Source organism: Hymenobacter terricola, assembly GCF_017921975.2.
Lineage (GTDB): Bacteria > Bacteroidota > Bacteroidia > Cytophagales > Hymenobacteraceae > Hymenobacter > Hymenobacter terricola.
Genome location: NZ_JAGEMO020000062.1, coordinates 23395 through 37692, shown reverse-complemented (window position 1 = coordinate 37692; position 14298 = coordinate 23395). Strand labels below are relative to the sequence as shown.

At 64.1% G+C, this 14298-nt stretch carries 10 protein-coding genes; all 10 read right to left on the bottom strand.

What is annotated here, in order from left to right; all coding sequences use genetic code 11:
* Nucleotide 1: 1 nt before the first annotated feature.
* The 10 genes from J4G38_RS22150 to J4G38_RS22105 all read right to left on the bottom strand — a co-directional run bounded on the left by J4G38_RS22150 (nt 2) and on the right by J4G38_RS22105 (nt 14208).
* Nucleotides 2-3043, bottom strand: a complete 3042-nt coding sequence (locus J4G38_RS22150; RefSeq protein ID WP_210518799.1) for a PKD domain-containing protein — start codon at nt 3041-3043, stop codon at nt 2-4.
* 167 nt (nt 3044-3210) lie between these two features.
* Complete coding sequence (locus J4G38_RS22145; RefSeq protein ID WP_210518797.1) at nt 3211-5895, bottom strand: hypothetical protein; 2685 nt, start codon at nt 5893-5895, stop codon at nt 3211-3213.
* 234 nt (nt 5896-6129) lie between these two features.
* Complete coding sequence (locus J4G38_RS22140) at nt 6130-9306, bottom strand: baseplate J/gp47 family protein (RefSeq protein ID WP_210518795.1); 3177 nt, start codon at nt 9304-9306, stop codon at nt 6130-6132.
* Between the two features lie 80 nt (nt 9307-9386).
* Nucleotides 9387-9845, bottom strand: coding sequence for a GPW/gp25 family protein (locus J4G38_RS22135; RefSeq protein WP_210518793.1), 459 nt, complete (start codon nt 9843-9845; stop codon nt 9387-9389).
* A 47-nt stretch (nt 9846-9892) separates the two neighbouring features.
* Nucleotides 9893-10192 (bottom strand): PAAR domain-containing protein, encoded by a 300-nt coding sequence (locus J4G38_RS22130; RefSeq protein WP_210518791.1) that lies wholly within the window; start codon nt 10190-10192, stop codon nt 9893-9895.
* 132 nt (nt 10193-10324) lie between these two features.
* Entirely contained in the window at nt 10325-12088 is a 1764-nt protein-coding gene (gene vgrG, locus J4G38_RS22125; RefSeq protein WP_210518789.1) for a type VI secretion system tip protein VgrG, read from the bottom strand.
* Between the two features lie 165 nt (nt 12089-12253).
* Nucleotides 12254-12967 carry a CIS tube protein gene (locus tag J4G38_RS22120; protein WP_210518787.1) on the bottom strand — a complete coding sequence of 238 codons (714 nt, stop codon included), beginning with the start codon at nt 12965-12967 and terminating at the stop codon, nt 12254-12256.
* Nucleotides 12968-13140: 173 nt separating this feature from the next.
* On the bottom strand, nt 13141-13305 hold the full coding sequence (locus J4G38_RS22115) for a DUF5908 family protein (RefSeq protein ID WP_210518785.1): 165 nt from the start codon (nt 13303-13305) through the stop codon (nt 13141-13143).
* Between the two features lie 12 nt (nt 13306-13317).
* Nucleotides 13318-13770 carry a phage tail protein gene (locus J4G38_RS22110; protein WP_210518783.1) on the bottom strand — a complete coding sequence of 151 codons (453 nt, stop codon included), beginning with the start codon at nt 13768-13770 and terminating at the stop codon, nt 13318-13320.
* A gap of 3 nt (nt 13771-13773) precedes the next feature.
* Nucleotides 13774-14208, bottom strand: a complete 435-nt coding sequence (locus J4G38_RS22105; protein WP_210518781.1) for a phage tail protein — start codon at nt 14206-14208, stop codon at nt 13774-13776.
* Between the last annotated feature and the right edge of the window lie 90 nt (nt 14209-14298).

Here is a 14298-nt window from a genome sequence, read left to right as displayed (position 1 = left end):
GCTACTGGTTACCGCGCAGAGATTTGGAGATGGTGGGGCAGGCGCTGCCGTCGGCCTTTTTGCGGATAATCAGGTCCAGCGTAGGCAGGGGCACTGCATGGGTGAGCGGCGGCTGCTGGAATGTCAGTTCAAACACGAAGCGGGTGTTGTCGCCCTCCACTTTCTGGTCTTTGGGGTCAACGGGTTTACTGAACTGCCATTCGTAGGCCACGCCCTCGGGTGGCGTCAGCACCACGGCTTCGACGCGGAAGGCATTTTGGCCAATGCTCTTCACGTTTTCGAGGGTGAAATCGCCGGGCAGCACGAAGACTTCGGTGGTGGTCTGGCCGCCGCCCACTTCGTAGCTGATAACGTGCTTGCCGGGCCGGTTGGCGTTGAACTGGCCCTTGGCATTCACCTCCAGCGTTTCCGATTTGAAGGTGCCGCCCGCGGGCTTGGCCGTCAGCTTGTTGTCGGAATTAAAGCACACCGGCCCCAACTGCTTGATTTCGGGCGTGGGCCGGGGCTTGAACTCCACCACTTTGGGCTCGGCCGCCGTGCCGCACACGCCATTCGAGGCCGTGAGGTGCACCTCGAACTTGCCCGAGCCATCGGCCTGGAGCTGGTATTGATGGCGGGTAGCGCCGGTGGTATTGGCATCGAGCACAATGCGCTCGGGCGCGGTGCCGTCGCCAAAATCCCAGGTCACTTCCGTGGCATCGGTGGCTTGGAGGCCGAACGAAACCAGTCCGTTCGGGCCCGCGTCGGGGTTGAAGCTGACCGTGGGCAGGGCCAGCACTTCCACGTCGAGGCTGGCCGTCTGGCCATCGGGCGCGGTGTAGGTGAGCGGGTGCCTGCCCACGGCCGTGGGGTTGAAAAAGAAGCGGTTGCCCTCGCGGCTCACCAGCGCATCTTCGCCAAATGAGCCGCCGGCGGGGGCCACCGTGAGCGGACTGGCCGGGTCGTTCAGGCAAAACCGGGCGGCTTCCATCGAGATGCTGGCCGGCGGCTGGGGCAGCACAAACTGCACCGCCGGGCCGCGCCCACCCAGCCGGTAGGGCAGGTAAAAATCGGCCACCACCAGCGGCGCACCGCCCCGGCGTGTGATGGGAAAGCCACTGCGGTTGCGCAACCGGGGGCTGATTTCGCGCAGTCTTTTGAGTTCATCGCCCCTATACACCAGCACGAACGTGCCGCCGCGCGGCACGCCCGCGCCGTGCTCCAACCCCGGATTGGCGCGCAGAAACGGGCCAAACGTGAGGGCATCTTCCAGGTCCTTTTTGCGCTGCTGGTAGGCCTGGTTCAGGCGCAGCAGCAGCGGCAGTTTGTCCTTGATGCACTGAGCGGCCGGCAGTTGGCCGATGAGCCGTTGCAGCAGAAACTCATAAGGCGTGAGCCGCGCCGTAAACAGCGTGGTGAGCATGGGCAGCGCCACCTGCAAGGGTTTGAACTCCTTGTCCGGAGCCTGAATCTCTGCTTCCTCGCAACGAATTTCGGCCATCAGCTCATCGAAATCAATCTGCAAATCGGCGAAGTCAAACTCCTGCGTCTGGCTGAACAGCAGGTTCTGGCGGTCGTCCACGCGCAGCGCCACTACATCAAACGCCAGATTGTACTGCTGGCGCAGCGTGAGCAGGCGCGTGAGCACGTTCGTCACCGGCGCGTTCAGCAGGCCTTCAATCCGGTAAAACGAGAACGGTTCAACCTGAAACCGAAACGGCGTTACCACCTGCGGCGGCGCGCCCGCCACGGCCTCGTGGTACGACAAAAGGTGGCCCGTGCGGCAGCTGTGGGCCTTGTCGTAGCTCCAGAAAGCCCGCAAATCGGGCCGGTAGTAAAACGGCAGACTGCGCCGGTCGAACGCCGCCGTGCGGGCAACGTCGGGCGTCAGCCGCAACGCCTCCGCGCTGGCCACGACGGTCTTGCCGGGACTGGCCGGCACCACAAATTCCTCAATCAGATGACCCAGGCGCTGAAACAGCCACACGGCCTGGTCACGGGCATTCGGGGCTGCATCCACGGCCGGCGAGCGCAGCCAGGCGTGGCGGTACTGCGGTTGGCAGAGGCCGGGCGCGGGCACCAGCTCGCCCAGCAGCAGGTGCTTGGGGAAGGCCGTTTCGGGCGGCAGGCAGGCCACCAGCCACAGCGCGGTGGCCTGGCGGAATTCCTCGTAGGCCTCGTGCAGGTCCTTCAGCCAGTCGTAGGCGTACTGAATGTAGTCGTCGCGGCTGGCATCGTGGGCCTTTTTCACGAGCAGGTGCGCCCAATCCTTAACCGGCCCGATGCCGGCCACGTCCTGAATCAGGCTGCGGGCGTGGGTGAGGCCCTTGGCAAAATCACTGGCCGCCCGGCTGATAAACGCCTGAAACGCCAGCAGCGAATCGGGGTAGTCCTGGGCGTCGAGCTGCACGCGGGCCATCGGCAGAATGGGCAGACGGGTGTAGGCCGCGGCGGCTTCGCGGTGCTCAGCCCGGATGAGGGCAGCGGCATCGGTCTGGCGGCAGAGCAGGACATGGAGGCGGTTGTTATAGGCGTCGCCCTTGTTGTCGCAGGCCACGCCGGTGCACTCGTCGGCGGCCTGCACGGCGCTTTCCAGGTACAGCAGCACCACTTTATCGCTCAGTTCGAACCCGGCCAGCGGCGTGGTGACCGGGGCACCGGTTGGCGCCTCAGCCCCCGCCGGCAGCGCCGGGAAAATCTCCCACAGCTGCAAGCCCCCAATCACCTGAAACGGCGGGTAATCGGGGTGGTTGGCCTGGTCGAAGACGGCGTAGCGAACGAATGGCGCATCGACTTTGGGGCACAACAGGTCGCCTTCCGTGGTCACCCCGCAGCCGGGCGTGACGCTGATACTGGCCCCATCGGCGGCGCGGCCGGGCACCAGCCCGCAGGCCACGCCCACGCCCAGCAGGCGGGTGCGCGTCTGCTGTTCCTGGCCCAGCAGGAAGCCAAACAGCTGGTTGAGCTGCCCGGCCGTGAGCACCATGTCGGGCTGAAAAACGGTCAGCCCGTAGTCGCTGGGGTCGAAAGGCGGGCTTTGAATGGTCAGATAGGGGTTCGACATGGCGAGGGCAAAAGGGAGGTTAGGGGAATCGAAACGTCATGCAGCGCGTAGCGAAGCATCTCGCGTGCTGCCACTAATCATAATCGTCAAACGATTGAATTACTGCCACGAGCGAGATGCTTCGCTGCGCGCTGCATGACGTTCTTTTTATTCGGTAAATCAATCAATCACAACGACCCCAGCGTGCTGCGGCCCAGCACAATGGGGTTTTCTTCGTCGGCATTGTCGCAGTCGTGCAGCACGCCTGGCGGGTAGATGGTGAAGAGTTTTTCGAGGGTAATAATCAATTCGCGCTGGGCGGTGGCGTAGGCCGGAATAGCCTTTACTGCACAGGCAGCAGCCTTTTCTGTGAGCCAGGCCTGGTATTTCTGCTCAAATTCCAGCAGCTCCGTCCGGCCCACCCAGCAGATGCGGGCCAGGATGTGCGCCGGCATTTCCAGCCGCAGCAGGCGCTCGGCGTAGCGCCGGAAATCCACGTTCCGGAAGCGGGCGGTGTAGCCGGGCAGCACCACGCTCACCCGGAAGCTGTAGGGGTCGAGCGGTTCGCAGAACGTGCCGTCGGGCTCGGCGCACACCGACAGCCAGCTTTCCGCCGCCGGGTCGGGTGGGAGCGGGGCGGCAGCGTCGGGCCGCAGCAGCAAATGCTCGACAACGAACACTGCTTCGCCGCCGTAAATCAGCGTCCGCAGGGCGGCTTCCAGGTCGGTTTCGGCGGCGGCTTTGGTGGGGAAAGTGCGGGGGCAGCGGGCCAGCTCGGCGGTGCCGGCCGCGTCGTGCAGCACGTAGGTGAAGGTGCCGCTGCCCGCGTCGATGATGGCCCAGGCTTCGCGGTCGGGCACGGGGTGGAAGGCCTGGCGCAGGGCTTTTTCGGCAGCGGGCTGGTCGGCGTAAGCGGTGGTTGATTCCAGGTAAACAGGGGCGGGCGGGCCGGCGGCGGGGTCGGTGGCAGCGTGCAGGAAGAAGCTGAATTTCGTGGCATCGGCCGGGGCCGGGCCGGTGTCGAGCACGGTGAGGGCGGCCACGGCGTGGGCCTGAAAATCGTCCATTCCCGCCAGCCGGGCGAAGCGGCGGGTGATGCCGGCCACGTTGTCGGTTTGCCAGGCGGGCCGGCAGTAGTGGTAGGCGCGGGCGGGGTGCAGGTGCTTGTAATCGGCCAGCAGGGCGGCTTTGTCGCGCAGCACTTCGGTGCCGCTACGAGCGCCGTAAAGCGCGTGCATCAGCAGGCCGTATTCGCTGAAATTCTCTGCGAAACGGGCCAACAGGTGGTCCAGGAAGCGGTTTTTGCGGCTGGGGTCAAGGGCGTAGCCTTCCTGCCCGGCCAGCACGGCGGTGAGCTTATCGGGCAGGGCGGCGTAGGTGTCATACAGCTCGGCCACGCCGGCCATGTCGCCCGATTTTATCACCTGCCCGAAGTAGGTTTGGGGCGTGGCCGCATCAGTGCCAAACAGGTCTTTCAGGTGGTTGAGCTGGGCCAGGTAATTGGTCAGCAATTGGTCGAAAAACAGCAGGTAGGCTTTCAGCTGCCTGGCCTGGCTCTGGCGCTCCACGCTGGCCGAGGCGGGCAGGCCGATTGGTCCGATGCCGTAGTTTTCGGGGAAATCGTTGGCCACGGAGCGGTAGGCGGCCAGGTCGAACACCGTGCCGACGGGCACCGGCAGGTCGTCCACCCGCTTCGCATTGGCCTGGCTGGCGGTGAGCTGCAACTCCTTGAGCCGCTGGAGGGCGCGGGTCTTATCACCCAGGCTTCCAACGGGAATAATGTCCTTGTAAAACGCCAGCGCTACCCGCTCGGCGCAGAGCTGGGGCTGGTGGCCGGGGGCAACGTGCAGGCACCAGCGGTGCCCGGCGGCATCGTCGGTTTTCCACTCGCGGCAGGGCTTGCCGGCCTCTTCAATCAGCGAATTCAGCCGCACCTTTTTCAGCCCCACCACGCCCGGAATGGCCATTATCAGGTTCACCAGGTCGGAGGTGTAGATGGTCTGGCGCAGGGTGCTTTTTTCCAGCTCCGCGTCGAGTACGAAGCCATGGGTGAGCAGCGGCCCTTCAAAATTCTGGTCGATGGTGAGGGGCTGGCCGTTGGCATCGGTTTGGGCGCGCATTTCAGCCAGCGAGTAGCGCTTCACGGGCGGGGCCAGGTAGGCCTCCACGGCCCGCAAAATCCGGGCGTATACTTCGCTCACCACGGCATCGGGGGCCAGGTCTACATCCGCGCACAGCATCACGCGCTGAATAGGTACTTCGCTGATGGTGAGGTAGTCTTCGCACAAGTTGCGGTGGCTGAGGTAGGCCTCGCGCACGCGGCTGAGCGCGGCCGCGCGGGCGGCTCCTTCGGTGGCGGCATGGCCATCGGCCACCTCTTTTTCGATGAAAAACGGGTCGAGGTCAACCGTGATATCATAGAGGCCACGCAGCTCGAAATCGAGGGCGCTGCCACTGCCGTAGCGCAGGCGCTGGTGCTTGTCGGCTTCCAGCGGATGGACGGCAATGGGCAGGTTGTGGGCGGCCAGCCAGGCATTGCGCACGCCGGCTATGTCGATGAACAGCTTGCGGTAGTCCAATTCCGTAACCGGCTCGGTGGGCAGCACTTGCGCGGCCGTGAGAAAGCTGGCCTGGGCCGCCGAAGCGCTGCCGAACGACGAGGCCAGCAGGTCCTTCATGTCCAGCGAGGTGCGCTGGCTGAGGTCGGTGATGGCGTAGCAGAGCAGCTCCAGGATGGTGATGCCGGGGTCGTGGCGGTTGTAGTCCGTCCAGAGGTCGTGGGCGTAGCGCTGCACATATTTCAGCCCAACTGCGCGCAGGGCGTTCCAGTCGGCGGCTTTCCAGGCGGGAGGGGCGGCGGAGATGGTGGGCATTTTTAGATGTTCAGTGTTCGTTGTTAGGGTGTCGTGCTTCATCTGGCGTCCGCTTGTCGAAGCATCTTTACCGCTTCGCCTGACGCCGGAACCTCACCCCCGGCCCCTCTCCCGCGGAGAGGGGAGCCAGGCCAAGGCATGTAAAAGGAAGAGTTAAAGACTATTGACGACTGTCACCCATCTCTTTTGAAGAGGGGCCGGGGGTGAGGTTTTCGGAGGGTGGTTTGCGTTCAATCAACAGCCGGTAAATGGCTGAATGTCATGGCTGGAGCACGAAACCAGCACGGCGCGGGCGTCGGACGCGGTGATGGTTTCGTTGTCGGGTTTGGGCGGGCCAGGGGCGCCGGTGAGGTGCTGCATGGTGAGCTCGGTCACGAAATCGACGTAGGGCCGGCGCTCGATGAAGGTGAGGACGGCGCTCTTGGTGAGGGTGCCGCCGAAGGGGATTTCGGCCGATGAATCGAAGGCCCAGGGCGAGAGGTAAGCCAGTAAATCCTGTTGCAGCTGCTTGCGGTAGGTGGCGAAGGGGTAGCCGCTCAGGAACTCCACCTGGAAGCGCAGCCGCACCCGCTCGTAGGCCGGATTTACGGCCTGCACACCCGCCAGCAGGCCGGCGTGGCGCTGCACAAAAGTCTTCACCGAGGCCAATGTGTTGAGGTCGACTTTGGGTTCCAGTGGGTTGATGGCATGGGCGTTGCGCAGGTCGGGCACGGCCACTACGGTCACGTAGCCGGGGGCCAGCTCGTGCAGCTTTCCGCCGGGACTGGTGTCGAGCCGGGTGTGGTTCAGGCACTTGATTTTGTAGATGCCGGGGAAGGCTTGCAGCACCAGATGCTCATAATCCCAGATAGTTACGGTGCGCTGCTTGTGGCGCAGGCGCTCGCTCACGCGGGTGTAGAAGGCGGCATCGACCTCCGCCGCCTGCCCGCCGAAGGAGGCATAGGGCTGGCTCACGCCCTTGAGACCGGCCGTGCTCTGGCGGGTTTTGGCGATGGTGGCGGGCGGCAGCGCGGCGGCGTAGTGGGCGGGGTCGTTCCGGCGGTCGTCGAAGCGGGCCAGGGCGGCCTGTGGGCGCAGTGCCAGCAGGGTGCCCACGCTGTCGATACTCGCCGGCGTGGGTGGCGTGGCGGTGGTTTGCAGCTCGCCCTTTAGCCACACTTCGCCGGCTTCGAGCAGGGTATTGTCGAGGCGGGTTTCGGGCGGGAGGTAGAACTCGATGATGCCCGAGGTGAGCAGGTGGTTGGTGGCGTCGGCCAGCACGTTTTCCACCGTGAGGGGCCGCCATTGGTTCTGGCTGAGCACGCTCCAGGCCACCTGGGCGGGCTCGCGCTCGGGGTTGGCGCTGCCCTCGGCCACCTGGAATAATACGGCCACGGTTTCCTGCGGGCCCACATCCTTCAGCCCCAGCAGGAAGGTGCCACCGCCCGCCAGCTGCGGCAGCAGGAAGGCGCTGGTGCGCGGCGCATTGTCCAGAAAAGCCAGGTTGCGCTTCAAAAACGCGTGTTCCTCGGCCTGCCCAAACACCGACTGATGGAACAGCTGCACCCCGCGCTGCGGAAATTTCGCGGCGTCAATTTCCGTCAAGGACACCTCGCCGGTGGTGGCCAGGTAGCTCAGCAGCAGCTCCGAGGCCAGCGGCGTGTAGGGCGGGTTGGGAATGGGCTTGGCCGGGGCGGGCGGCCCGGCTACTCCGGGAGGAAGCGGCAGTCGACTCATCACCGCATCGGTCAGCAGCTTGGGGTAGAGGCCGTGGCCCAGCTCCTGGTCAAGGGTGATTTTCAGCAGGCTGTCGCTCACCGAGGGAGCTACCGGCGCCAGACCGTTCAGCAAAATCAGCAGCGGGGAGTAGCTGATGAAGGTGCCCCCCGAGAATACATAGCCACCAAACAGGCTGAAGGACGACAGAAGCGACGTGAGGAACAGCGCGCCACCGCCGCTGCCCGCCGTGTGCGGAATGCTGACGCCGGCCGGCAAGTCCGTAAACAGTTTCGCCGATACGCTGCCGGTGAGGTTGCTGTTCTGCACCTTCACGGTCGCCGTGAGGCCGGTTTCAGTTTTCACGGCGGTTGGGTAAGCGGCAAACTGGGTGCTCCAGACGGCCGGCTTGCCCACCCAGGCGGGCACGGCCACGGTCACCGAAGTCAGCGTTTTAGCGGCGGCTTCGGCGCAGCCCACGTAAAATGTGGAGCGCTCCACCGGCACCGGCCCAAAGGGCATAAACGGCTTCTCGGGGTTTATTTTGCCGAGGTCGTTATCCAGTACCAGGCTCTTTTTGAGGCCCGAAACGTTCACGTCAATCTGCACCGAAACCAGCGTCAGGGCCCGTAGTGCGGCATAATCGGCGGAGCGAGCCAGGAGGCAGCGCAGCACCGGCGCGGCGGTCACGTAGCCGCCGTTGAGCCTGATGGTATCGAAATCGACCACGGCCTGCTTTTCAGTGGCCGGCACCGTGAGCACCAGCGTCAGCACGCGGCCGGCCAGGGTAATGCCCGCGCCCACGGCCAACTCACCGGCCTCAATCCAGGCTTTGGCGCCGCTGAGCTGCCCCCGCAGCTTGAGGCCCACGGGCAGCACCACGTCATTGGCGCACTGCATGGTGACGGTGATTTTGCGCACGCCCTCGGCCAGCCGCAGCACCGGCGAGGCCAGCGCAAATCCCACCTGCGCCTCAGGCCAGCCGATGGGGTCGGGCGCGGGCGGGTCGCAACTGAGCAGGGAGCGGCGCCTGGGGCCGAAGGCGTTCCAGGTCGGGTCGGCGGGCGGGAGAGGGGCGGCCACGCCGTCGGCGGTATTGGCGGCGGGCGCGTAGTAGATGGTGCCCGAATCGGGGTCGATAAATACCGTGCGCTGGTGCGCGATTTTGGCCCGGTTCACCACGCGGTTGGCCAGCGTCTGGTAGACGAGGGGCTGCTTGAGGGCGTCTTTGCCGGCGTCCAGCTCGGTTTTGGGCGGCAGAATGACTTCGGCCACGTTCTTGGCCAGCTCAAAAACCGCGTGCACCTGGTCGGGCACCGGGGTGCGGTTGGTCAGCCGCAACACGTCGTGGTAGTAGAAGTCGAGGTGCTTTTTGCCCAGCCCGTTCAGCTGCTCCTGCGCCAGCCCAAACAGCTGTAGAAATGCCAGAAACAGCGCATAGTGCGGCTCAAAGTCACTTTTAGCTTCCAGCGCGGCCAGGGTTTCGGCATCGGGTCGGGCCATCAGGCGGGCCCAGGTGGTGGCGTCCGCCGTGCCATCGGGGTTGAAAAACTGCAAGCCCGCCTCCGCTGCGTAGGCGGCCGCGAAGGCCATGAGGTCCTCGCCCGTGCGCTCGTCCAGGCGGACGAACGACGGGTCGAGGGCGGCGAGCCGGCGTTGGGGCTGGCTCAGGCCGTCGCGGCGCAGCGGGTTGGTATCGGGGCAGGAGGGGGGCATTGGTCAGAATAGGTATTATTCAATCATATCAGGCCGTCATGCTGAGCGCAGCCGAAGCATGACGTTCATATAAGTGAGAGTTAAAATCCTGGGTCGACCGCGAGGCCGCCCGCGCCGGAAATACCCAATTCGGTGCCTTCCTGCAGGTAAAATGGGTACACGAAGTTGTGGCGGGAGTTGGTGCTGCGCACCCGGAATTCGACGGTGAGCAGGAGCAGGCCGGGCGTTTCCGGCGGCTGTTCGGCTGTCACATTCAGCGGGTCGATGCGGGGTTCGTAGTAGAGAATGGCGGTTTGGACCAGGTCTTTGAGGCGGGCTTCGAGCGTGGCATTCAGCGGCTCAAATACCGAGTCATGCACATCGCAGCCAAAATCGGGGGCCAGAATCCGCTCGCCCAGCCGCGTCGTCAGCAGGATTTGCAGGCTCTGCTCGATGTCGGTCAGGCCGGCCGCCATCACCACGCCTTTCGGGCTGGCCGTCGGCCCAAAGCTGGGCGGAAACCCCCAGCCCCGACCCAGGAAATCGTCTTCAAGCGGCATGGGTTTAAGTAATAAATGGTTGGTGGTGAATGATTGATGAGGCTTCTTTAGCCAATGAGCACGGTAAGCAGCCCCAGCACGATGCTGCCGCCGTGCGCCGTGGAATCACCTAGCCGCGCCGCCGGCATTCCGGCAATCAGCACGGAGCCGGAGCCGGCCACGATGCTATCCGGCGGCCCCACGCACAGGGCCATGTCGCCCACCCGCGCCGCCGGCAGCCCGCCGATGAGCACCGTGGGCGCGCCCGGCCCCAGCACCGGCCCGCCCACGTGTGGGATGGGCGGCGTGCCCGGCGTTTGCATCGGGCAGACGTGCAGGTCGTTGAGGCGGGCGGCGGGCTGTCCCATAGCGGTGGGGTGGTGAGTTGAAGTGGAAAAGACCGTCACGCCGAGCGCAGCGCAGCATCTCGCTTGTGGTAGCAATTCAATCATCTGGTTTACTACTGCACGCGAGATGCTGCGCTTCGCTCGGCATGACGGTCAATTAATCATTACAATACTGCCCTTCAATACTGCAGTGGCGCTGCTGCTCAGCTCCACGCCGGCCGAGCCGGTGGCTTTGAACTGCGCCTGGGCCGAGTGCTCGACGTTCACGCCTTCGAGCTTGGCGTCGGTGGCGGCTTTCAGGGTGAGGGCTTTGCTGCTTTGGATGGTGATGCCGGAGTCGTCGAGCACAATTTTATTGCCGTGCTGGTCTTGCAGGGTGATACTCTTGGCGTCGTCATCGAGTAGCAATTTGTTGCCGGCGGGCGTGGCCAGGGTAAGGGTTTTCTTGTCATCATCGAAGAGGATTTGGAGCTTGCTGCGCGAAACGTAGCCCTTTTTGTTGTTGGCATCGGCCGTGGTGAAGTCGCTCGGGATGGGGTTGTGGCTGCTGTGCAGGGCACCGAGCACCACGGCATCGCGCGGGTCGTTGTTGAGAAATCCCACCACCACCTCGTCGCCGATTTCGGGCCGGAAGTAGAAGCCGCGCCCGTTGCCGGCGTCGATGCTCAGCACGCGGGCGCGGGCACCGTCGGCGGCGGGGTCAATCACGGGCAGGCGCACGGCAATTCGCTCCTCGCCGGCGGGGTCGTTTTCGAGGGCCGTCACGATGCCAATTTGCAGGCCCAAGGCGCCCGGCACCAGCCCGCTGGCGGCGGGCGGACTCACCTCCACCTCGGCCGCAAAGGCGCGGGGGTCGAGCCCAAATTGCGCATCCGTCAGCCAGGAGCCACCTTCGAGGCGGTGGCTCACGCCCGTCACGTACGCGTCGCCGCTGAACCGCTCGCCCAGCCCGGCCAGGCTGATGACGGTGCCCGGCTTCACATCGGCATTGCCGTAAAACTGCACCCGGCCCCGGATGCGGGCCAGCCGGCGCTTGAGCAGCGCGGCATCGGCCCAGGCTTGCAGCTCCTCGGGGGGGCGGTGGCCGCCGTGGGGCAGCGCGAGGTCGGTTTGGAGGGCGTGGGCGAGGTCATCGGCCGAGAAATTGCCGAAGCTGCCGGCGGCCGGCTCGGCGGCGCTGGCCTGGTCGATGGCGCCGTCGGCGTAGTTCCAGGTAGAAGTGGTGAGACTCTGGGTCTGGTCGCGGGCGTCCATCTCGGCGTCGAAATCGAGGATGGTGGCGCCGTATTGCAGCTTGGTGACGGGTTTTTGGCCGGGGTCAGGCTTGGCGAGGGTCAGCTTCCCATCGTCCACGAGGCAGAGCTGGCCGTTGGCTTCGGCGCGCATCACCAGGAAATCCCAGTCGGTGGCGTCGTATTGCAGCAGCTCGGCGTGCTTCACGGCGGTAGCCTGCGCATCGACGCGCAGGCCGCCGTAGCGCTGCACGATTTCCTCGGTCACTTCGCTGTCTTTTTTGTCGATAAAGTAGCGCCTTTGCGGGGCCAGCGTGGTCTTCACGAAGGCATCCTTACACGTCAGGGCCAGTCGCGTGGTGCCCGAGCTGCGCCCCTCGATGCCGTGCTTGATAATCAGGCCCTTGAAAATCATGACCTCCTGCCCGTGGTAGCCGGCCCACACTTCCAGCGCCTGGCCCGGCACCAGCAGCGCCTCGTTGCTCACCGGGAACGTGGCCCCGGCGGGGCTGCCGTCCTTCAGCAGCAGGTGGGCGGTGGGAATGCGGTTGGCCTCCTTTTGCACCCGCACGCTCAGCACGCCATAGCTGCGCGCCAGCGCCTGCCCGTTCACCTTCACGGTGAAGGTGGGCAGGTCGCGCGGGGCGGGCGTGTCCGGGGTGCGGGGGTTTTCGGTTTCGGGCATTTTTTAGGGTAAGAGGGGGAGAAGGTTAGGAGGGCAGGAAGGGAAAAGGCACGTCATGCCGAGCGCAGTCGAGGCATCTCGCGTGGGGTAGTAATCCAATCGTTAGTCGATTCGGGCGAGATGCCTCGGCTGCGCTCGGCATGACGGCCTTTTGAATCAGATTATTCATGATTTCACGCCCCTTTCAATCGGCGAAAAAAACAGCTGCTGCCCCACCCGCAGGCTGCGGAAATTCACCAGCTGGTTCACGCGCGCCACCTCGCGGTAGAGCGTGGCATCGCCATAGAGCCGGAAGCAGAGCAGCGGCAGATTATCCCCGGCCATCACGGTGCGGATGTGGGTGAGGTCGGGCGAATGGGCGTTTTCGCGGGCCACGCGGAGCTGGTCGGGCACCACTTCCACGAAACTCACCTTGGCCACGGCCCGAATGGGCGTGCCGTCGGGCTTGAACAGCTTGTAGGTCACGCTCACCTTCTCGGCCTTGCAGCGGAAGCGGAATTTGCCCCATTCCAGCGCCACGAAGGGCGGCTGGTGGGTGTCGCCATTGAAGGTAAAAACCGTCTTTTTGAACTGCTCCACCTGCTCCCACACATCCTGCTGGCTGCCCACGCTCAGGGGCAATGCCACGCCCAGGCCGTTGCCCTGCAAGGCCCCCGTCGAATCAAATAAAAACTCGAAATCGAGCTTGCGCGGGGCAATGCGGGTGAAGGCCGGCTGGTTGGCGCTGGTGCCGGCCGGCTGCTCCTGGTTGCTCTGGATTTCGTCGTTCAGGGTGTAGGTTTCCGGGTTCACCACGGCCGTGTACACGTTGCCCGTCGGCTGTTGCAGCGCGTTGTCCTTGTACCCGGTGAGGGTCATCTTCTTGAGTTCGCCGAGCATGTGGTGAGGTGGTGAGGTGGTGAAAAGGTGAGGTTGAAAAAAGAACGTCATGCTGAGCGCAGTCGAAGCATCTCTACCGCTCAACTAATTATTTGCTATTGCAACGAAGCAGTAGAGATGCTTCGACTGCGCTCAGCATGACGTTCTTTTCTGTCGTTCAATAGCGTCGCCCGTTACCGTTCCTCCCGCTCCCTGAGAATCGCCAGAACCTGCTCCACGCATTCCTGCACGAGCTTTTTGCTGGCTTCGGCGGGCGGCGTGGCGGCGGAATTCGTTTGGGCCGCCGCGTTTTCGTCCACGGTGGCGGTGATGACAAGTTCTCGGATGACGACGGGCATGGCGATGCGGGCTTAGACGCGGATGGCGTTGTAGTAGCGGTAGGTGAGGGTGAGCGTTTCCACGGCCACCGAGTTTTGCTCGGCGTTGAAGGCCGACAGGTCCCACTTTTTGGGCAGCGCGTGCACCACGTGCCACGACATGAGCGGGACGTGCTGCTCGTTTAGCAGCGACACAATCAGGTTCACGGGCTCAAACTGGAAATCCTCGAAGGCGTTTTTGGCCCATTGATAAATGCCAGAGCCCACCAGCAGGCCGCGTTTCAGCACGAGGTCGGCGTATTTGGTGCGCACTGGCAGCTGGTGCTCGAAGCGGTTTTCGCCGCCTTCCTTCACGCTTTCCATCAGCAGCTCCACGTTCAGGCCGCTCACCTCCTGGAAGCGCACGTCCTGCACCGTCTGGGGCAGCAGCTCGAACGTGACCAGGAAGTGGAACCCCGGCAGCGGGTAAGTCAGGAGCCCGTCCACGGCCTAGTCGCCGTTTTGGATGGTGAGGCCCTCGTGCACCAGCTCGATGCTCTCGATGAGCACCTCGCTGGCATCGGCCTTGAGGTCGCCCGACATCACCTTGTTGGGCCAGGCCTGCTTCACCTTCCACACCACCACCGGCTGGTGCTGCTCATTGAGCAGGCTGATGGTGAGGTCGCGCCGCTCAATGGTGTTCAGCGCCACCGTATTCCACCATTTAAAGAAGTCGTTGTCACCTTTAAACGTGCCGCGCTTGAGCGTGATGTTCGAGAACTTCTGCAAGCCCGGCATCTTGATTTTATGGAATTCCGGCGAGGCCCCGTCGCGATACTCAATCACGTCGGTTTCGGTGTTCAAACCAGTCACTTCGGTGAAGCTCAGCCGGGTGCCGCCCCAGTCAACCAGAAAGTGAAATTTGGGAAGCGGGTACGTTGCCATGTGGTGGTTTTGGTGAGATGTGAGGTGGTGATTTTAGGCGGCTAAAAGGCCGTCATGCTGAGCGGAGTCGAAGCATCTCTACCGCATAAG